This is a genomic window from Novipirellula rosea (genome assembly GCF_039541335.1).
GTDB lineage: Bacteria > Planctomycetota > Planctomycetia > Pirellulales > Pirellulaceae > Novipirellula > Novipirellula rosea.
In genome coordinates, this window is record NZ_BAABGA010000058.1 from 61,957 (window position 1) to 82,756 (window position 20,800).

Below are 20,800 nucleotides of genomic sequence, written 5' to 3' on the forward strand. Positions count from 1 at the left end.
GTTGTATGGGCCGCTTGACCAGACACCAATGCCCCCTCACCCGTTCACCTCATTGTCCCCCAAAAAAAATCAATTGCGATGTTTCCCCCCCCATCGCCCCCTTTGCAGTCGCTGTGAATTCAAGACGTCACCGATCTATTCCCTGCAGTTTGCCGAGCTTTCACGGTGGTCTTCACTCTGGACTGACCGCTGAATACTCGGCACACCATCTCGCCCGCTCTCGGCGTGAAACTCGACTCCGTGGATTTTCCTCGTCATCAACTGAAAGGTTACGGCGGGATGCCCGTCTGAATGTCAATCAACCTCTTGCACTACGGCCAACCGGTCAACGCCCTTGCGGTTGTCGCACGTGGTCTTGTAACACGCACGGAACGATCCAGCATTTCTCGCAGAGACTCATAATGAATAATCTTCGTCTAAGTACAATGATGCTATTACCAGCCGTACTCGCCGCTGCGAGCGGATGTAGTGGAGGAGCTGGTTTTGGCTTCGGTCGCACGGTTTCAAGTGATTTGACAGGAGTGGTCCAAGAATCCGATGAAATCCAGCAGGCCGCGATCGCGGACGCCAGCTCCGCTGCGCCCCCTTCGGCCTTCACCGCCACTGACGCTTCTATCGCAACCGTCTCAGCGACAAGTCCTGCAAACCACGCGACGACGACATTAACCAGTGCCAAGTTGGCTCCTTCAAACATCGCTAGCAGAGAGACGCCTCACAAACCGGTCGGTCCCGCACTGATCACCCTGCCTCCCAATGGCGATCTCGAATCCGTGCTGGCCGCAGCCAATGGCAACGTGTTGTTGGACTTCTACGCCGATTGGTGTGGACCATGCCGCAAGCAAGCTGTGATTTTGCACGAGTTAGAAGAAACCGCTGCCGAAAACGACACGCTGATCGTGAAGGTCAACGTCGACGAACACAAACAGATCGCTCGCGAAATGCAAATCTCGAGTCTGCCCACGTTGGTGATGGTCAAAGATGGCGAGATCGTCAAGCGTCAAACCGGTCTGGCTCGCAAAGTCGACCTCGTCCACTGGATGCAATAATTCGTCGTTGCAGTTCCAAGGCCCCAGCCGCAGCGTGACGAAAGACAAAGGCCCCGGACGCAAGTCCGGGCGAGCAGTGTAAATACCACGAGCGTTCCATCGCCAAGTGATGGCAGGTGTGCGACTGTCACAACGCCACCGTTCACCGGGTCGCGGGAAACGACATTTATTTCAGATGCTGCGCACCCCGCGACTCCGTGTGGAACATTTTGTCATGCCTTTTTCGTCTTATTAACGCCAAAGCCCGGCTTTTCTTCGCGAGCAAGCATGTCCATGAATTTTTCAAATCGCCGCTGTCTGGTTTCGGGCTTCTTCGCACTTGTCAATCCGTACGCGATCACATACCGACTCGACTTATTCAGCGTTTCAAAAAACTGCTTCGCCTTTGACTTGCACTCCAGTGCTGCTAGGAAATCCACTGGCACTTTTATTTCACTCGCGACATAGGCGTTCTCCCACCGGCCATCCGCTTTGGCGGCACGAACATGCACGAGTCCTGACTCCGTCATCCGGCCCTCGCTTATCAAACGCTCCGCATGCTCTCTGTTCCTTTTGGACCAGTTGCTTCGCGTTTTTCTTGGGGTGATCCGCTGGAGATAGGCGTGGTCATCGATTGATTTCTTGACGCCGTCGATCCATCCCCAGCACAGCGTCTCAATCACGACATCGTCCCAGGTCACGCTCGGAACCCCAGTCTTCTTCTTGAATATCTTCAACCACAGTTCACTTTCGGTGGCGTGATTCACCTCGAGCCACCGGCCGAGATCTTTCGGCGATGCAAAGCTCAGGATTCTCGCGGGATCGGGTTGAGGCATGGATTAGAACGACTCTGGCATAACATTTGAAACAATTGAGTTCACTCGTCACGGACGATGGACGTTCCATTTCGGTTAACTGGCAAGTCGTGACAGGTGCAACGGGATCATTACCCGCCGTCGGGGGTGCGTTGCGCGGCGAGCCAGACATCGCATTCGCCCACGTGAGGATCACTGGGCTCTAGTTTACGCATCGCATCACGAATTCTCAATGCAGAGCAGAGTTTGAAGCCCAATACGAAAACAGTCTTGGGCTGACGGAAACTCGCGAAGCGATGGCAGGTGCGTTCCTTGCAACCGGAGGTTGGGCAGGAAGATGAAGGGGCCAGAAAGATATTTGATCGGTTCTGCTCGGTCACTCTTTCCTTCGCAAACGGCCTGCACCCGAGATTCCGCGACAGGTTAAAAAATGGAAGGTTAAAAAATGGAAATCAACATGAACGTTCAATCCCAATCCTGAACCGCAATGGCAGTCTCATTTTTCTGTCGCACCAATTTTTCTGTCTACCCATCGACCGAGCAACGACCGAACGCAGATCCCAGAGAGCCCGACACGCTTCACATGCCACCGATACCGCAGACGCAGCAAACTCGAGAAGCGACGGCAGGCGCATTCCATTCAACCGGAGGTTGGGCAGGGAGATGGAATGGGCAGGAAAATATTTGATCCATTCTGCTGGTGCACTCTTTTCGTCGCAAACCGCCTGCACCCGAGATCCCGCAAAAGGTTAAAACATAAAAGGTTAAAAAATGGAAATCGACGTGTGTGTTCAATCCGAATCGCGAATCGCAATCGCAGTCTCATTTTTCTGTCGCACCAATTTTTCTGTCTACCCATCGACCGAGCAACGACCGAACCAGGTTTACAGAGAGACCGACACACTTCGCATGCCACCGATACCGCAGACGCAGCAAACTCGCGAAGTGACGGCAGGCCCATTCCATTCAACCGGAGGTTGGGCAGAAAGATGGAGGGGGCAGGAAAACACCTGATCCGTTCTGCTGGTGCACTCTTTCCGTCGCAAACCGTCTGCACCCGAGATTCCGCGACAGGTTAAAAGATGGAAGGTTAAAAAATGGAAATCAACGCGAGCGTTCAACTCGAATCCTGAAACGCATTAGCAGTCTCAATTTTTCTGTCGCACCAATCTTTCTGTCTATCCATCGACCGAGCAACGACTGAACCTAGTTCACTGAGAGGTCAAAACAATTCACGTGCAATCAGTACCGCAGACGCAGCAAACTCGCGAAGCGACGGCATGTACGTTTCTTTAAACCGGAGGTTGGGCAGAAAGATGGAGGGGGCAGGAAAACATTGCCCCGTACTGGTCGGTCACTTTTTCCGTCGCAACCCCATTACACCCGAGTTACTGCGAAAGGTTAAAAGATGAAAGGTTAAAACATGGAAATCAACGTGTGTGTTCAATCCGAATCGCGAATCGCAATGGCAGTCTCTCTTTTCTGTCGCACCAATTTTTCTGTCTACCCATCGACCGAGCAACGACCGAACACAATTCGCTGCCAGCCCGACACACGACGCGTACCGTCAATCCGCAACAGTCAATCCTGAATCGTCCCAGCATCTGCGTTTGTTCACACCGCAAGTGACGACAGAAAGATGAAAAGGCAAAAAACGCAAAACGATAATTTTCGTTGTCGATACCTTCCATTTGAACCGCTTGCGAACAGTCCGCTTCCCCGCAGTCGCAGCGCGACGAAATGCGATAACCACACACGTGAGTCCGTGGAATGCCCGCATTTCATAATGCTGCATCTTCTTGAATTGGCAGTGGGTGATCGTTCGCTCAGTCGTTCAGGCGGGTTAGCGCCACGATGGTAGCGAAATCGCCCATGGTGACCTGCATCTCGACGTCGCCTGTGGATCTGCGGACACGCAAAACGACCTCGTCGCCGGGTTTTGTTGAACGGACGATCGCAAGCACGTCGTCTGCACTTTCGACCTTTTCATTGTTGATCGATAGAATCTCGTCTCCCGCCTCTACCCCCGCCTGAAACGCGGGGCCATCGAGTAAAACGTCAGCTATAATTAGGGCTTGAGGCGGTTCACCAAACGTCACGCCAAGCATACCGTGCTCAGGCGGCGAACCGTTAACGATCGTAACAGGACCTCCAACATTTCCCTCTCCACACCCTGCGACGGAACACAAAACCGAGACCGCAAAAAGGGCCGCGACCGTCAAATGGCTGAGTTGGAGATAATTCATTTTGTCCTTTCTATTTAGCAGGGTGGGAGCCGACGAATACACTCGGACATTTCCGATTCGGCCAGTAGTTCTATTCGTGCGACGATCAAAGTGCAGTTGTCCTTCGAACGCTCCCGAACAATGGAGATCAAATCTTGCGAGAACGCGATCCATTCGCGTACAGAATAAAGCAATTCATTATTGAGCGAATACTCGATCGCGTGCGCCGCACCTACGGGATCACGTGTAAAAGGTAAACTGTCAACAGTACGTCGGCGGTCGCTCGGAGCGACGAAAGCTTGTCCGCTTGCCCCCCGACTTCGCAACCCGACTTCGCAACCCGACTTCGCAACCCGAGTGCATGGCCCCGTTCTCCACAGCCCCGTGCACCAGATGCTCGCGCGAGCGATCCGTCAGTCAGTCGAGAGGAGCCTGCGGAGTGGCATTTCTCTCATTCGGATCCTCTTTATCGATGCGATCCACGGCCACATTGTAACCTCGCCAAACTCTTGCCAATACGGCAATTCCGACGACGGAAAGAACGATACCTCCGGAGTAGGTGAATGCTCGTTGTGGTTCAACAAGGAATTGTGACGCATAGATCGTCGCAATGAATACCGCCAGAAGCAAAATCATCAACGTTGGAAAATAGATTCGAGAGAACCACCGCAGGCCAGTAATCCCGAATCGTCGGTAGATTGCAGATTCTCTTAGATCGGGTTGCGGGTTTTCCATGTGCGCAGTTCGTCAGAAGTGCCGCTTAACGTTGAATTCACCGACCCCGCGCGGCGGATATCGATCAGCTGAAAAATGCCCAGTCCATCGGTCGAGTAGGTCGGTGCCTCTCACATGGATAGGATACGCTTTGTGTCCACGGTTTGCCCCAGATTTCTAAATGCAGTATCACAATATTTGCCCTGTCCAATTGTGCACTGCCCGATAGATCACCGCCCCCCTCTACGAACCGCGTGTCTTGTTGATACAGGCAGCCGACGAGCAACGGTTAAAAAATGGGAGGTTAAAAAACAGGAAACGGTGGCAAGGACGAAACGGGACCGAGCAACGATCCGTGTTGCTGAATGACAATGAGTGGTCCAGCATGCTGGGAACATTGACGATGGCAAATCGCACACCAATGACGTGGTGCGATCAGACTGAAGAAGGCAGAAGGACAGACGAATCGGGGACAGACGAATCAACCAGACAAAGATCAATCGAATCATTCAGCGAGCCGTGACAGCGATCGACGCGTCGTTCAACCGACGACAAGAATTGACGACCAGTTACAGGCAAAAAATAGATGACAAAAAGATGAAGACCGAAAAGTAGGCCAATCGTTTTTCCGGCGTCCCAATTTTTCTGTCGCACCAATCTTCCTGTCTACCACCCACGTTCCCCGCCGAGCACTCCTCACTCCTCACTCCTCACTCCTCACTCCTCACTCCTCACTCCTCACTCCTCACTCCTCACTCCTCACTCCGTGTCTCCGTGTCTCCGTGTCTCCGTGTCTCCGTGTCTCCGTGTCTCCAAGACCTTACCAGTCCGCAATGTGCATCGGATGGTTCGTCGTTTAAGTTGAGTGTCAGTCATGTCCAGCGCGGGTGATGAGAAACCGTAGCATTGCCTTTTCCGTGGAGCTACTGAGAAGCCGGACGGAGCCGTCGGCCATCAGGATATTCACGCCAGCATCATGGAACGAATATAGTCCGTGACTATTATTTTCGTTCACGGCAAATGCCGGCAAAAGCACAAGGTGCTGCACGTGCGTTGAAACACCCCAAGCGGCTTGATGGTGATCTCCCTTTCCAGCCGAGACTGAGAACGGAACGACGGGTTCCCCCGCGTGGTGCTTGTCGGGCCGCCCCGAGCGTTCACCTACAAGCAACGTGTTAGATAAGCCGTCTGAAAAATCAGAAAACCGTCGCGGGGGATACGTTGTCTGGTTACTGGCCGAGTATTTCGGCTCGGCCCATCCACCGAAGTCCGCAGCTGTCATGTTGGAGTAGCCTGACGACGGGGCCATCCCAACGATCGCTGCGTAGTCGGTTCGGGCCGCAGTCCCCTTGGGTTGACTAAACACCCCATTTGCATCACGCCAAAGGTTAAGATCGGGAACCACGTCCGTAGGCGTACTTGTCGACGGGCACACGAACACAGGCATCTCGATATTGATAACAGCCTGATTCTCAGGGCTCGACGCCGCCAGAGTGAGGTCCAATGCATGAAGGACGTTACCGCCTTCCAGTTGAGGCAAGATTGCAGTACGCCACGGATGGCAATGAAATTCTTCGACAAGCGTAGGGGGTGACGCACGAAAAGCACCGTTGTATAGATCGGGAATCTGCCTATGGCTTGAATGGTAATTGTGAATCGCGAGCCCCATCTGTTTCAAGTTGTTCTGGCATTGACTCCGACGCATCGCCTCGCGCGCATGCTGGACTGCGGGCAATGAGAACGCGAGAAGGATCACGATGATCACAACCACAACAATCAGCTCGATAAGGGTCATGGCGTTTCGCGGTCGTATCATGCACCCAAACTCTGTTGACGAACAGCTAGAGGTCACTCGGCACGCATGGCAACGTGACCATCAGCAAATAGTTTCCTACGTAATCTGGTGCTCTGGCATAGTGCATATCACACGTTCCACCATGATTCACTGTCGAGCACTCTAGTCCGAAGGATTGTATCGCCGGCAGAGTCGAAAATCAAATCGATCGCGAGTAAAAATGGGCAGCCCTGCATTAGATGCAGACACCCGGATTTTGAATCGCCGAACGCCCCGACGTTCCGTAAGGGGCTCGGTGTTGACGAACGTTCCAAATTAACTGGCAGCGACTAAGGGATATCCTGACGACCAGACAATCTAGATCACAATCTCCAATGCAATTACGGGTTCTTGCGATGGCTTGTTCGATGGACGATTTACCAATTGAACCGGCGTCACAAACGTTCCGAATACTCCCCAGCGCGGGACCGAGCCATAATAGACCGAGCAGACTCACGAGTCGGCAATCTTCGGCTGGCGCATCGAATGCATCGGAAGTTGGCGAGGCCGTGCGACGACTAATGTTGATTAGTGACGATTCGAGTGCCAGCAAGAGAGAACACTAATCTTCGCTAATCGCACACCAATGACGCAGCACAATCAGACTCAAAAAGGCAGAAGGACAGATGAATGAAACCGGACAAAGATCAATCGAATCATTCAGCGAGCCGTGACAGCGATCGACGCGTCGTTCAATGGACGACCGCAATTGACGACCACTTACAGGCACAAAAATGAATGACAAAAAGAAGGAGATCGAAAAGTAGGCCACTCGTTTTTCCGGCGTCCCAATTTTTCTGTCGCACCAATCTTCCTGTCTACCACCCGCGTTCCCCGCCGAGCACTCCTCACTCCTCACTCCTCACTCCTCACTCTGTGTCTCCCTGTCTCCCTCCCACCCGCTCGTCTTCAAGCCATTTCCAGTCCGCAACGTGCACCCCATGGTTCGCCGCTTATGTCTCGGTATTTCGCGGTTCACCGTCAATGTTGTAATCGAATGGGTTTTAGAAGGAGATCGGAAAGGGTCCGAATCGTTGTGCAAGCCGACGTTGCCGACCAGATTCGTCGTTCTGATAGTCAGATCGAATTGGTTGATGACAAAGGCAATCGTGTTGGGATAGTGCGTCGCCCTCCCACCAAAGAAGCAATCGAATACGCAAAATCCCGCATCGGTAGCACGGAACCCAAGTGTTCCGTTGACGAACTGATTGCGAAGGTGGAGGCGTTGTAAATTATGTCGTCGTGCTATCCATGAAAGCAGTAGAGGATGTATTGCGAATCAACATGGCGAGCGGTACGAAATCGGAGGTCCTCAATGTCAAGCGAGTGTAAATTCTTGGCAGCCGAGACCAACTGACACATCACGGGGCGTTAGCGTTCCACCGGGCATCTTGAACAGAGGCCTTGAGCTTCGGCTAATCACACGAGCCACGCTGGTTCTCAGAACGCTAACCATTCAACAAGATACAGGCTCAACCTCCGCCCAACGCGAAGTCAAAGCCTTACTTGTTATCCGCCTTCTTGTTCGCGGTGCTCCGCCCCGGCGTCACGACGCAAGTCCACCAAAACGACAAACTTTCGATGCAGCCGAAAGTGATCGTGTAGAACATACCGGCAGAGACCCACGCAAGTTCCCCCGCCTCCTCCATGCCAAAGGACTTGTAAAGGACAGCGGTGGCAAATGCAAGAAGTGCAGCTAGCACGACAGCAATTCCGAAACGCCGCAATGAGCGGAATCGCGGCTTGTTCCTTGGGATAGTGCAGATGAAGGCCGCCGTTGCTGCCGGGCCTACAGGCTCGGTCAGTCCGACCGATAACGCACGCAGCAATAAATCGATCGCAATCACGCTCGCGAACGCAAGAGTGTAGAGTCGAACGTACGACAGAAGGGATGAATCGTCGGTAGACCGGATGTCAGCAGTCGTAGCGAATTGCGTCATACGCAGATGCCTTCAGTCGGGGAACGACCGCGATGTGCGGGCAGGGACGGTTGGTGTTCCACTTGTGAAAACTTGCAAGCCGTGCTCCGTGTGAATGGCTTGGCTATCCGCCGGTTTCTCGCGGGCCATGGGTGGTAGTGAGTTCGTCCGCGGGAATGCATCGAGGCGGTGAGACACCTAGATAATCAGCGAATTGCCCAGCGATGGGGAACACAAAGTCAGCAGAGTCGTCGTCAAATGGGGCCGGTATCACAAAAGGCTCATCATCGGGAGCAATTGAGAAGTTGTAAAGTGTCTTGGCGCAAATCTCTTCAAACAGGTATTGATGCGTCAGACGGTGGTCACCACGAGCCTCGGCTCGAAGCGTCTTGTTCCGTATCGACTGGAATAGCGAGTAGCATTTTCGCCAGGATTTGGGTGTTGAAGCGTAGCGTTGGAGTTTGCGGTATGTCGAAAAACGCTTGCCGCAATGCTCCGCGAAGTGATCAAGGACCGCTACGATTTGGTCGGGTGTCGGCGTCATGGTCTTCGTCGGGTAACGGTGGACGTCACCGCGATTGAGCGGTTGACGTCGTGATGGCCAAATATAGATAGGCCCGATCTGCGGACGAGTAGAACGGAGTCTCTCGGATGTTAGGATACGCTTTGTGTTCACGGTTTGCCACAGATTTCTCCTTGGGGTTTCACCATATTTGACCCTTGTCCAATTGATCACCGAACCCTTTCAGAACCAGACTGGCGCCGCCGGCGCATCCGGCTCCCAGACGACACCTCTCCCCTGAGCTCAGTTCGCATTATTCAATCGCGATCATGTTCACCACACGAGCACCCAGATTCGCGGAAATTCGCGTGATTCGTGGCCAACAATGCCCCCCAATCGCTTGCCCGCCAATCACGCCTATCATCGCGAAGGAGCGCTGCATGACGGAATTGCCGAGGGACAATCGCGCCGCAACCAACGACTTGAGCTAACCGCGGAACCAGCGGCAATCGACGACTTGTTGAACCATGTACACAAATCGATGCCCCCTGAGCCCAATAAAATCATCCTCCCCTGATGCCCAAAAACAGGCAAAAAAATGGGTGACAAAAAGATGAAGATCGAAATACAGGGCAGCCACCACTGCGCCTCAAAACATTTTTCTGTCGCACCAATCTTTCTGTCTATCATTCGTCATTGCCTGGCACGCGTGGACACAACAAATCCGTCTATACCGCGTTCCCCGCCGAGCACTCCTCACTCCTCACTTCTCACTTCTCACTTCTCACTTCTCACTTCTCACTTCTCACTTCTCACTTCTCACTTCTCACTTCTCACTTCTCACTTCTCACTTCTCACTTCTCACTTCTCACTTCTCACTTCTCACTCCGTGTCTCCGTGTCTCCGTGTCTCCGTGTCTCCGTGTCTCCGTGTCTAGCTTCCCACCCGCTCGTCTTCAAGCCATTTCCTGTCCGCAACGTGAATGTCGTGGTTACCCAATTCATGTCCCGCCCAAAGTATTTCTTTGTCCAAGTACTCGAAGAAACACTCGCTCAGCCATCGTACAGATTACGACGGGAACGAGCATTACAAGCAAAATTTCCGTGAACTTCCCTGGCAACGGAATTGGGTACAGGTAGTCCACAACCATGTGATTCACTGGTATCGCAGTCGTGCCGAGTATGTATCCGCCAAGTAGACGGCCAGGCAATGTAATCCAGGACCTGCTGGCAGTGCTGGGAATCCCGTTGAACCATCCAATCAGCAAAGCAAAGACAAATGCCGGCACAACGTTTTGAAGCACTGCGGTCGGCGATCCAACGTAGACGGAAAGATCGTTGCCTGTGGATGCAATTGCGGAAAGTTCAAATGCAATTGTTGCGGACACCGCAAACGGCACAGCCCAAGTGCGCACCTCCGGTGCATCAACGACAACAGCTTCGTAAGGATTCTGAGTCGACATGACTTCGTCGGGTAACGGTAAACGTCACCGCGATCGAGCGGTTGACGTCGTGATGTTCCATTTTACCAAGACCAGGGCACTGTTTGGTTACCCTCGGCAGTTTGGGTACACAGTAGCACCAGGGTACGTGTCCAGCAGATCGCCACACGCAGGGACACGCCGCAGTATACCGTGAAGCTTGCTTTGTGATTTTATGGACTCAAACCCGGGAAGGCATTCACGGCAAAGTCGCAAGGGGACATCTGCCGTTACGTCCGATCCATGTGTTTTACTCTTGGCAGGCCGGATTGCGGCTGCAAGTACAGATAATTGAGTAATTCAATGTTCTATTTTTGTCAGGTAACGTCCGCGATAACCGAGTCGCGGCGAATGAATATCAATTGCCGAAACCGTCAACTCCGCGACTTCGGCTCCTCGCCTGCTTCTGCTCGCATCCATCTGTGAAACGAATATATCACGCCCGCAATCATGCCGCCGGGCACGGCCATAAATCCACATGCTAATACCGTAACAAATTGCGCGATTAGGCAGTTGGTTACGAGACTGAGATTCCATGTTCCCTTAGTAACATAAAAATAGGCGAGAGTCACGCCAATCGCAATGCAGCCGCCGTACACAAGTCCGCCAACGAAAGCTGCCCATGCACCATTGAAAATTGGCCTGCTGGCGAGTGAGCTGTTCCGAGGTAATCTGCAGAAGGCGCGAATGATGAATGTGAAGTGCGAAAGTGCGTACGCCACACCTATTGCCACTGCGCCGAGTCCTACCGCATCGGATCTCGCTGTTAGCGAGACCACCAGATACGTGGCGCCAACCAACACCGTGCTTAGCCAAGCGGAGATGCATCAATCACGTCGGATCAAGGTTGTGCCCCAACATTGAGTAGCAGAGCGGGGGACGGAGAGTTGATGCCCCATTAAGCAAACGCCACGAGCGTCCGCACGTGCATGTCATGGTCCCGCCCGATCTTCGTATTTGTGTGGAGACAATCGTCGAACCACTTGCCGAACTGTATCGATCCATTTGGGCGGCGGTTCGGGGAGATCAAATATACCGCCTTCGTAGACCGTTAATCCAGCATGAGCTGTGCGCAGGAATGCGAAAACGTGCTCTATCGCCGATTCATCAGAATTGCTCACCAGTTGCATCGTCACCATGCACGTCGCTTTCTTGAGACGCGAGATGATGGCATCACTATCGCGTCGGTTCTCGGCAAAACCGATCAGTAGATCAATATCGCCATCGAAGATGTTTGATCCGCGGTGCGACACGTCCACTAGAATTTCGCAATCGTGGTCACCGCGTAGGATCGCATCGCCATTAAGCCGATAGGAATCATCGGTCGCACGCAATCCGTCTTCCAGGTCAGACAGGCAAATCGATACGCCGTCGTCGATCACGAAGCGGTCATATGTCGTCATCTAATTACTTGTGGTAACGGAAGCGATGTGAGGGCCGCGAACGGTGATAGAACCACTTTGCAAAAACGCTGCCGCCGCTCCGTCACCATCGCATGATTACCCGCCGTCGCGGAAGTTGCCACGAGACAGATGGAAGTATGAGGATATTAGACGGAATCCAAAGAGATCGGGTAGAACAAAGAGTACCGGCAAGAAGTAGATTGCAGTTCCAAAGCACCAATACGCGTCAGTGCCCAATTCTAGGGCAATGTATCGCGAGCAGAGAATTAAGCAACAAACTAGGGCAGGAAGCAAGAGCAGCAAACGCATCGAAAAACGCGGGAACTTGATTTGCGTCATCGTCCCCAATGATGTCAATGCAATTAAAATCAAGATGGCGTTTGCGACAACCGCACGGAGCGAAAGGTTCGAGGCTTCTGAAGTAGCGTCAGAGCCACTAAACGCGGGAGTGAACCAAAGCGGCCTGGGATCCGGACGAATGTAACGAAAAGGCCAACCGATAGGGTTCGGGTACTCCTTAAGCGTTGCGTAACGCTTAGAACCTTCAACAGGACCCGTTCGGGTGTAGGTCGTAATGGTAAGCGGCGGAGGAAAGTTCAACCACGCTGCAATGCTGAGCCAAAGAAGAATCGCGAGCCATGTAAACAAGGTCCATCGAAAAGGGTTAAGCAAGGTACTCAATTCAATCGGATAAGGTTGGCGGTAACCGGTCCGCCGCCAAGAAACTCTGATTTCAATACCCGCGTGATCGGCGACTCCGGTTGACCGCATGGAGATCCGCTGCCTGCCCCCATTCCCACGGGATCAATGAATGACCATTTCATTGTCCTTCACCACGATAACGAGTCGCGACAAGTCCGCTGGAGTCGAAGACAACAACGATCGTAATTTCAGGTGACATCCACTGGAGGCGCCGATACTTGCCGTATCCCATCTCCAGTTTTTCTTGCTCGCTAAGGCTGTTATTAATGACATAAGCCCCAGTTTCGCCAACTACGCCATACTCGGCATTGTCGGATCGTGGTTTCCCAAGAATTCGCTCGACATCCGCTAGTGACATACCTACATCGATTTGAGCATAGTTCTCCGCAGTTACTCGCGGCCACAATGAAATCGCTGCAGGAACGAGTAACGCAATCAGCAACAATGCGCCAAGCACAATGACCCAGTAGAGAAACTTTGTCTTCTTTCGTTTCCGCAGATGCGTCATTACTTTGAGCTATTCACTATTGGCGGTTGCACCATTCTCAGTCGGGGAACGTTAGACATCATCGAGTCGCCGCAATTTTAGCTTGTGTTCACGAAACCATCGCGCCGGCGATTTGGGTGCATCGTATTGGTTCCCCGATGTTTTGCCGCTTGCCGCCTGTTGATTGTAGCGAGTCGATTGACGCGATCCAAATCCTCGTTCTTCGCACTGCCTGCGCACAGTACAGCCGTCTTCACAGCACAAAAAATGGCAACGAATGAAACCACAGATGAACGCCGATGAACACAGATTACCTCCTAACGCATCCGCGTGAATCCGATTTTATCTGTGGTTCCCACTTCTCAAGTTCCCCATTTTGCAATCCGACACTCGTCACGTTTGCAGCACCAAAAACATCCTCGGCTTCCATCCGCCATACCACGTTGGACCGCCAAGTCCAATTCATCGAATACTGATTTCCAGTCTGGGAACGGTGGAATTCACGAGGATCGCGCGATCGACGTTCTAACGACCAAAAAACCCAACTCGCGATCTCCTGTGCAACTCTCTGGTTACCCGCATTCTTGATCGGCGCTATAGCCATTCGCTAGTCGGGATGCGACGTATGAATTGCAACACCAATTTCGGCGTCCTAGTTCGCACGTCCAAAACTCGGAACTCATAGTGTCCGTTCTTAATTTCATCGTCATTCACTCCATCGAAATCAAAGTTCGAGCAAAACATCGATGAGAGTCGTGGTGACGAAAGATGCAATTCGCCAGCCATTCGCATCAGCAAGCCATGTAGCTTCTGACCCCGCTCTGGAATCAGGGTGTCTGCTTCACCCTTCAAGTACTGAACCCCGGTGCTGTTCAACCCGAGTGAGCGGTTCCCACAGCGAGGACAGTCCACCAAGTCAGCGTTCTCGTTGTCAAGTTTCTCGGATAGCACGTAGCGAGGACTCATCGTCGCCGCCTTGATGCGGTCATCTCGCGAAAACCGGTTTCCGCAGTTGGTGCATGCCGGCGGATTGTAAAGAAACGGCGTAGGCAGTGGAAAATCGACGATCTGACACGTATTGCATCGGTACAGTGTTTGATCGAAACAGAACAGCGGCGATTCGTAGCTACATTCACAGAGCATGGACGCTTCACCCGCAGGCCATTCGATATTGTTTGAGCTTGCAGTCAATGTTTCCTCAGTCGGATAATGTTGGCATCACCGGGCACGCAGAGTGATGCTTCCATTTGTGAAACCGCGCCAGCCGTGCTCCGTGTGAATGGCTTGGTTATCCGCCGTATGATTTGAGCACAATCGGGTCAGTCGGTGCTATCGACAGTCGAAAAATTGGTCGCCAGCCGCTTTCCCTTGCGTATGCCAAGAGGTCGCGGCCACCGTAGGGAACGAGCATTCCAAAGTTGGTTTTCGTTTGACTTGTCACGACGGCATCGAGAATAAGTGGTTCGTACTTGCCATCAATTTGAACGAAAATGTCAATTCGATCTCCGGCAGAGAACGAGGATGTGTCAGCCGTCGGAGTTCGTCCAATTGCCTCGTGGCTGTGTGGAATGAAATAAGGTCGCGTAAAGTCAAACGCAACCTGTCGGGAATCGGCAAACGAGTGTGCGAAGGCCCACCACCCGGCCTCGAACGATACACCGACCATACACGCAGCGATAGCGATATCTCGAATAAACCGGCGTGCTTGAGCCATCAAAATCCCCTTTCGGATTGCAGCATCGCAGCATTTGGGTCGTTTAGTAACCGATCGAACGTTTGCATGCGCTGCCTTTGTTCCATCCGGTCAATTGAATCGTTAAGGCGTGCGGCGCGAACCAGCTGTTCACGCGCAAGCTCGTCGCGAACTACGGACGCTCGCTGTTGAGCAGAGCCGTCATGCACTTGGTGTAAAGCGTTCATTTTCGCTTCGTGATATTTCCAGCCGAGAAAGAATGCAGCAACGCAGAGCGGAAGCGCGAGCAAGAACCGCAGGCCAAATTTCAGTTTCCGCATCGAGTCAGCGTGCCTCATGAATCGAGTATTTCAGCCTGGGAACGGCCGCGATAACCGAGTCGCGGCGATTGATTTCCCATTGTCAGAAACGACGACTCCGCGACTTCGGTACGTCGCATGGTTCGCCGCCGATCCCGGCACTCGCGTTCGCGCGATAGTCAGCTATGAAACAGTCCGAGATCATACAGTCCGTAAGCGATAAAAACAACGAAAGCCGTGACGCCAAGCCAAAACCGAATGCGGTCCGAACTACGTGCAGCATAAATCGCGGTCACGCCAATGACAGCGTACAAGACGACATTGGTCAGTGTATGCGGGTTGTCGGCACGGTTCCACAGATCGTTCTCAAGCGAAAACAACGGAACGGCAATCAATAACCCAAGCGACATTAACGATCCAAGTAACGCGACAACGCCGAACGCCCACAGCCCGAACGTCGCAGTAGAACGCCGAAGCGATTGGAGAGTAATTCCGCCAGGATTTGCGTCGGTGTGAGACTCTTGATTTGCTGTCATGCGATCAGACGTCGTGTTCCACGAATTGTAACAAATCAAGCCAATGCGACGTTTCCGGATGAGCGATCCACTCCAGTCGGCGAACGTTGGCCATCAGCGGGTGGCGTAAAACGAATCAACCATTGCCAAAACGCCTGACACGCAATTCCGTTGCATGCCTTTGTTATTCAAATTCCTGAGGGCAGAGACGCGAGGCATGGCAGTTGACAATTTTACGCATGTAAGCGGAGACACGCCAGCACTCTGAGAACAGCTCGTTTTCCAAGTCAGCCCAATACCAGATTGAATGGGCGTGCAATTCAACATCGCGGTCAAGCCAATCCAGCACAGCAAGCCATCGCGGATCAGACGTGAGGTCGGCGTCCAAGTCTTCAAACGACTGCAGTATTGTTTCCATCAGAGTAAAGCGTTCGTCGTCCGTCAGTCCGCCATCGCGATAGAGCGAAAGGTATTCGTCGATACGGTCTGGGTCTGCGATCTCCCATTCCCAGTCTTGCATAGAAGGATGGTGCGGCACACCTAGTCGGTTGGCGAGCGACGCGATCGCGTCAGCAGTTGGAAATCTCCATAGATGCTCCGGAACAGACATGGATCTTCAATCGAATAACGGCAGAAATCACGAAGTCGCCGGGCACGATTTCCATTTGGCAAAAACGCGTGATCGGCGACTTGCGTGCATTTCATTGTTCCTGTCAGTCGTTGCCAGCCCCTTTTGTGAGCAATCCGCGAATATCTTTATTCCATCTCACGATGAATTCGTCATAGTCTTGATCGCTGTCATATTGCAATTCCTCGTGTTCGAAGCAGTAGAGTCCAGGCAACAATTCACCGGATTTGGACAGGAGGTACCCCATAGAGTCGCCGTTACTCCAATCAATGAACGGATGGAATCGACCTTCGAGTTGCGGGTGTGTTTTCACGTACCACCGCTCAGTAGATTTCGTCAAATCAGCAATTTGCTTGACGGGTACAATGAACCAGTATTTCTTGTCGCCGGCGTCAAGACTACAGCCGTTGCAAGCGGCATAAAGATTAAATAATTCGTTTGGGATAACCCTGGGTATTTCCTTTCTCACCGACTCGATTTCCTCGGGGGACGCTGGGGGAGCGATGAAGAGGACGAATTCAGAGGAAATCTTTCCGTGGTGGAATTTTCTAATCAGCTTCACGTAGTCCATCATCTACCTTGCCAGACAGGAACGACCGGTGATGTGCGGGCGGCGAACGATGATTGAACCACTTTGCAAAAACGATGCCGCCGCTCCGTCACCATCGCATGGTTCCCCGCCGTGTGCGATTGCAGAAGCAGGTCAAATTTTAACAGGTTAGGTGTCAAGATCGGGTTCGTGACCAAGGCTCTTGATCCACTTTCGCATTCGGAATGCATAGACGATTGAAAGGCCAACCATTCCGGTGCCCATCGCAAGCGGAAGAGAAGCGTTTCGACCACCCTGCACGCCGAAAGCAAGGAAAATGAGGCCCATCAGGCCAAGCAGAATGCTAGTTAGGTAAGCGTTGCCCCGCTGGGCCGTTGCAGTTTTACGACTGCGGTCAATCAGATAGTTCAGTGTATTCACGCTTTCCACACATGTCGCGGTACAAGCAAGTCCATTTGTTGTGTCAGTCAGACACTCATGGCAAAGTGCCTTGTTGCAATGCTTGCATATTCCAACAGCGGCGATGGCGTCGTGGTTAAAACAGTTCATATCAGTCGGGTAACTGTACGGTTCAGCGGGCGGCGGCGAACGACTCGCAAGCAGACGAAAAAACAACCTCCGCCGCTCCGTCGCAACCGCTGGTTGTCAGCCGCCACTCGATCAAGCGGGGGAAAACACACCCGATAAGATCATACGATCGTAGAACTCAACGGTCAATGTATCAACAACGACAGCGATGTCTTCCGGGCTTTCCAAAAGCGATGGAACATCAGATGCAGCAGCAACTAAAATTGCATGCCTTTCGCAGAGTTGCGCAAGCGAAGCCCCGACCAAGTATTCAGCGACGCAACGAGTCGATGGGGCAAAGCGAAGTGGTTCGTTAGTAACGGACAGTGTAGTGAAGTCGTCGCCCATGTCATACACGGATGTGACCTGGGTCTCGTTTTGGGAGAGATCCTCTGTTTTAGCGAACAAAGATGTAAGGAATGATTGCTTGGATTCATGAAGCATCCGTAAACCGACTGTCGTGACCGCGACGCCCTCGGATCTGTTGACAGTGCAAAGCTCACCAGCGTACCCGTACCTGGCGGCATCTGCCTTGAATGCAATAAGGTCATCATGAAATTCTTGCGGGGTGTCGATGATCCTGCAAAGCTGGCTCAACATCGGAACAGGGGCGTCAAAAACCTGCGTTACCCAATGCTTCAATTGCAGTTTTATCGCGAACCACTCAATCGCACCACGGACTGGAGATCCACAAACACGGCGAAACTCGCCGAGACCAAGTCTTGAGTAATCCGCAACGTATTTCCCTGCGAGTGTCGATCCATTTGCGAATCGCTGGCCGGGTGGGTCATAGGGATTCAAACTAGACATTCTTTGGTCGGATAACGTCCCGGATCGCGGGGACCGGGAGTTGAGCATCCATTCGTGAAATCTAACCACCGGTCCTCCGTTGAATCCGTTGGTTATCCGCTGTCTTGGGATACACGCCTATCATCGCCGTGTACCTGGCAAGAACCCTAACACGCCAAGAGCAAAACCAACCACCCCCACGCACATGGGCAAGAACGCCCAAATCATTCCAATTACAGGGCTAGGCTGTACTGGCGGTGCACCTGGGGAGTAAGTAGCAACGAAGTAAAGGCCAGAAAGCATACCAATAATGATCGCGCTCCCAAAAAAGAACAGCACCGTCCACAGTAGCGTAAATAGGGTCACCCTCACAGCGGTTAGGATGCGTCTGGCGATTGTCTTTTGTGCTTCCTGGTCCGCATCGTCGGCAACTGGGGTCGCGTATGGGTTGTGCTCAGGTGACATATCGTTGGACCATTGACGCGGCACGCAGGCATCCGTTGATCTGACAAGCGTTATTCGGGAAAGTCAATTGCAGTCGGATAACGGTGGACGTCACCTGGGACGTCGAGTTGAGTTGCCATTTGTAAAAAACGGATGCCGACCTCAGTGTGCACGGCTTTGTTATTTGCAGCTTTGGATTGCGGGGGCGATGTCACGGTAAATCTTCCGAAACCAGGTCACCAAACAATTCCTCACGTGGAGAACGATACCAAACTACGAGTTCGTAGATGCCGCTGCAAGAGAATAGCAGTTTGCCGAGCAGTGAAACCGAGAAGCCCGTCGCGGTGAATGACATCGCAATCCCGGTCAACGCAAGTAGAAAGTAGATAATGAGCGGAATTGCCGCCCAGCGTTGTTGGAACCAAGTAAGTGCAGCGAACAACCCAACCGACAGCCAGAAAACACCGAATGCACTTGAGCCGTCAACAAACGATCCGTAGGCAACTACGGGTGCGAAAAGTGCAAGCAGCGGAGTGAACCACCCGATGCCCCATCCAGGGAAGCGAAATGTCATGTGAGTAAACGTTGTGTCGTAGACAGCAAGAATTCCAGTCGGGGAACGGTAGGGTTTTGCGGGCGGCGGCGATTGGCTTGCAAGCAGATGAAAAAACAACCTCCGCCGCTCCGTTGCATCCGCTGGTCATCCGTTTGGTCATGGCATCGTTCGGTCGAACCAATCCGCCCGATCGGACGCGGCGTGACGCAAACCATAGATCGAGGGAACACCATCATCAGAAGCAAAGACAACAACGTAAGGAAACCGGTCAACGAGTGCGCCACGGAAATCACCGCCGATCCGACCAAATGAGTCAGGACGATCGGCGACATTGCGTATCGCAGACCGCACGTTAGCTCGGGAGCGGTTGCCGAGCGTGGAAGCGATAGAATCGTAGTAAGAACAAGCAGTAGCCAAGTCGACGGCGAAGAATGGATGGTAGCGTTCAGTCGCCATCGACACGTCGCCATACTTCGGCAGCGTCAATTGCGATAGAAGGGTCCGCAAGCATTTCGTCACGCCGGCTTTGCATTTCGGCAAGCTCGTCGGGCGGTAGCGTTAGCGGTGCCGAGGAAGCCAAGTCGTCCCAGAGTTGCGTTACGATCGCGAGCTTCTGGTTGGGCGGTAGAGAACGAAGTGATTCTTGCAGGGTCATGGTTGCGTCCTGTAATGGAGAAGCGTTCATTGTACCACGCTAAATCCCCGTGGCGAATAGGCGAAAAACGCAACGGAAACGCCAGAGTCTACGTCAGCGAGCTAACACGGACGCACCCAGTTGGCGAACACCAGCGATAACCGGGGAAAGTGGGTGGAGCGGAGGCGGGTAAAATACCGAAGGCAACCCGCCGTAGCGGAGAGCACACTTCCTCCGGTTCATCGCAATAGTTACCCGCCTTCTGGAGATTGATTGGTAGACGATTCAGGGAGTAGGCAACGAACTCTACGGACGAACGGACGCGGGAAAAGAATCGCCAGTGGGAACGCAATTACATCAATCCCATCAAAGATCTGGATAAGATTTGACAATGCTGTGGCAACTGCTGCAATCACCAGGACTGTGGCAAACGCGATTGCGTCCCACCGATCGAAGACAAAAACACCCCTTGCTCGTGCAAAGACCAGAAAGGGGACCATCCCAATGATGAACCAAAGCGAGTACAGGGACGACGTGTCGGGAGATAGCGACTCTTGCAGAAAGCCGGCGATGCCCGCAGCAACAACGAAGAACAATGTCGCGACGAAAGCTTCGCCTATCACAGTCGTCCAGGATTTGTTTTCGTTTTCAATCATTGACTAAGCCGGATAACCGTAGCGATGTGCGGGCGGCGGGAGTGAACTTGCAAGCAGACGAAAACGGCGACCGCCGTCGCTCCGTCACCATCGCGTGGTTCAAGCAAGCCGCTATCGCGGCGGGAGTAAGTTTTTCGATTTCTAGTGTAGCCGATTCTCGAGGCGCAGCCATGTTTTCTTGTTGTTTTTTACTCTCTCAACAAGGATCTACCATGGTTAACAACGATCACCTCCCCGCTGCATCTCGTTACTTCGACGGCAAGCTCTATCAGAACATGAACGAAGACCTGCAGCTTGCCGGTATGAGCAAACGCACCGTGCACGGCTACCTGCGAGCCGTGCGACAACTGGCCGACTACTGCG

At 52.8% G+C, this 20,800-nt stretch carries 20 protein-coding genes; 2 read left to right on the forward strand and 18 right to left on the reverse strand.

The annotated features are described in order from the left end of the window. Nucleotides 1-401: 401 nt before the first annotated feature. Nucleotides 402-1,046 (forward strand): thioredoxin family protein, encoded by a 645-nt coding sequence (locus ABD971_RS22435; RefSeq protein ID WP_345325750.1) that lies wholly within the window; start codon nucleotides 402-404, stop codon nucleotides 1,044-1,046. 212 nt (nucleotides 1,047-1,258) lie between these two features. On the opposite strand, the gene ABD971_RS22440 is transcribed toward ABD971_RS22435, so the two are convergent. The 6 genes from ABD971_RS22440 to ABD971_RS22465 all read right to left on the reverse strand — a co-directional run bounded on the left by ABD971_RS22440 (nucleotide 1,259) and on the right by ABD971_RS22465 (nucleotide 9,076). After that, complete coding sequence (locus tag ABD971_RS22440) at nucleotides 1,259-1,861, reverse strand: YdeI/OmpD-associated family protein (protein ID WP_345325752.1); 603 nt, start codon at nucleotides 1,859-1,861, stop codon at nucleotides 1,259-1,261. 1,805 nt (nucleotides 1,862-3,666) lie between these two features. Beyond that, entirely contained in the window at nucleotides 3,667-4,086 is a 420-nt protein-coding gene (locus ABD971_RS22445; protein ID WP_345325754.1) for a PDZ domain-containing protein, read from the reverse strand. Nucleotides 4,087-4,482: 396 nt separating this feature from the next. Then, a complete protein-coding gene (locus tag ABD971_RS22450) occupies nucleotides 4,483-4,800 on the reverse strand; it encodes a hypothetical protein (RefSeq protein WP_345325756.1) in 318 nt (105 codons plus the stop codon). Nucleotides 4,801-5,647: 847 nt separating this feature from the next. After that, nucleotides 5,648-6,595: a DUF1559 domain-containing protein gene (locus ABD971_RS22455; protein ID WP_345325758.1), complete on the reverse strand. Its 948-nt coding sequence runs from the start codon at nucleotides 6,593-6,595 to the stop codon at nucleotides 5,648-5,650. A gap of 1,520 nt (nucleotides 6,596-8,115) precedes the next feature. Further along, the gene (locus ABD971_RS22460) at nucleotides 8,116-8,460 is read right to left on the reverse strand and encodes a hypothetical protein (RefSeq protein WP_345325760.1); all 345 of its coding nucleotides are present in this window, start codon (nucleotides 8,458-8,460) and stop codon (nucleotides 8,116-8,118) included. Nucleotides 8,461-8,656: 196 nt separating this feature from the next. After that, entirely contained in the window at nucleotides 8,657-9,076 is a 420-nt protein-coding gene (locus ABD971_RS22465) for a hypothetical protein (RefSeq protein WP_345325762.1), read from the reverse strand. Nucleotides 9,077-9,419: 343 nt separating this feature from the next. On the opposite strand from ABD971_RS22465, the gene ABD971_RS22470 reads away from it, so the two are divergent. Then, on the forward strand, nucleotides 9,420-9,611 hold the full coding sequence (locus ABD971_RS22470) for a hypothetical protein (protein ID WP_345325764.1): 192 nt from the start codon (nucleotides 9,420-9,422) through the stop codon (nucleotides 9,609-9,611). A 1,835-nt stretch (nucleotides 9,612-11,446) separates the two neighbouring features. Here the strand turns inward: ABD971_RS22470 and ABD971_RS22475 are convergent. From ABD971_RS22475 to ABD971_RS22530, 12 genes are all read right to left on the reverse strand, one after another. Then, complete coding sequence (locus ABD971_RS22475; protein WP_345325766.1) at nucleotides 11,447-11,917, reverse strand: hypothetical protein; 471 nt, start codon at nucleotides 11,915-11,917, stop codon at nucleotides 11,447-11,449. 820 nt (nucleotides 11,918-12,737) lie between these two features. Beyond that, nucleotides 12,738-13,127, reverse strand: a complete 390-nt coding sequence (locus ABD971_RS22480) for a hypothetical protein (protein WP_345325768.1) — start codon at nucleotides 13,125-13,127, stop codon at nucleotides 12,738-12,740. A gap of 573 nt (nucleotides 13,128-13,700) precedes the next feature. Beyond that, entirely contained in the window at nucleotides 13,701-14,297 is a 597-nt protein-coding gene (locus ABD971_RS22485; protein WP_345325770.1) for a hypothetical protein, read from the reverse strand. Nucleotides 14,298-15,277: 980 nt separating this feature from the next. After that, nucleotides 15,278-15,634 (reverse strand): hypothetical protein, encoded by a 357-nt coding sequence (locus tag ABD971_RS22490; protein WP_345325772.1) that lies wholly within the window; start codon nucleotides 15,632-15,634, stop codon nucleotides 15,278-15,280. 163 nt (nucleotides 15,635-15,797) lie between these two features. Next, nucleotides 15,798-16,223 carry a hypothetical protein gene (locus ABD971_RS22495; RefSeq protein WP_345325774.1) on the reverse strand — a complete coding sequence of 142 codons (426 nt, stop codon included), beginning with the start codon at nucleotides 16,221-16,223 and terminating at the stop codon, nucleotides 15,798-15,800. 103 nt (nucleotides 16,224-16,326) lie between these two features. Continuing rightward, complete coding sequence (locus tag ABD971_RS22500) at nucleotides 16,327-16,812, reverse strand: SMI1/KNR4 family protein (protein WP_345325776.1); 486 nt, start codon at nucleotides 16,810-16,812, stop codon at nucleotides 16,327-16,329. A 147-nt stretch (nucleotides 16,813-16,959) separates the two neighbouring features. Then, the gene (locus ABD971_RS22505; protein WP_345325778.1) at nucleotides 16,960-17,340 is read right to left on the reverse strand and encodes a hypothetical protein; all 381 of its coding nucleotides are present in this window, start codon (nucleotides 17,338-17,340) and stop codon (nucleotides 16,960-16,962) included. A 111-nt stretch (nucleotides 17,341-17,451) separates the two neighbouring features. Beyond that, entirely contained in the window at nucleotides 17,452-18,168 is a 717-nt protein-coding gene (locus tag ABD971_RS22510; RefSeq protein ID WP_339946884.1) for a hypothetical protein, read from the reverse strand. Nucleotides 18,169-18,802: 634 nt separating this feature from the next. Beyond that, nucleotides 18,803-19,165 carry a hypothetical protein gene (locus tag ABD971_RS22515; protein WP_339946885.1) on the reverse strand — a complete coding sequence of 121 codons (363 nt, stop codon included), beginning with the start codon at nucleotides 19,163-19,165 and terminating at the stop codon, nucleotides 18,803-18,805. A gap of 138 nt (nucleotides 19,166-19,303) precedes the next feature. Further along, a complete protein-coding gene (locus ABD971_RS22520) occupies nucleotides 19,304-19,603 on the reverse strand; it encodes a hypothetical protein (RefSeq protein WP_345325781.1) in 300 nt (99 codons plus the stop codon). Further along, entirely contained in the window at nucleotides 19,593-19,802 is a 210-nt protein-coding gene (locus ABD971_RS22525) for an addiction module protein (RefSeq protein ID WP_345325783.1), read from the reverse strand. Before ABD971_RS22525 ends, ABD971_RS22520 begins: the two co-directional genes overlap by 11 nt. Before the next feature lie 230 nt (nucleotides 19,803-20,032). Then, entirely contained in the window at nucleotides 20,033-20,437 is a 405-nt protein-coding gene (locus ABD971_RS22530) for a hypothetical protein (protein ID WP_345325785.1), read from the reverse strand. Between the last annotated feature and the right edge of the window lie 363 nt (nucleotides 20,438-20,800).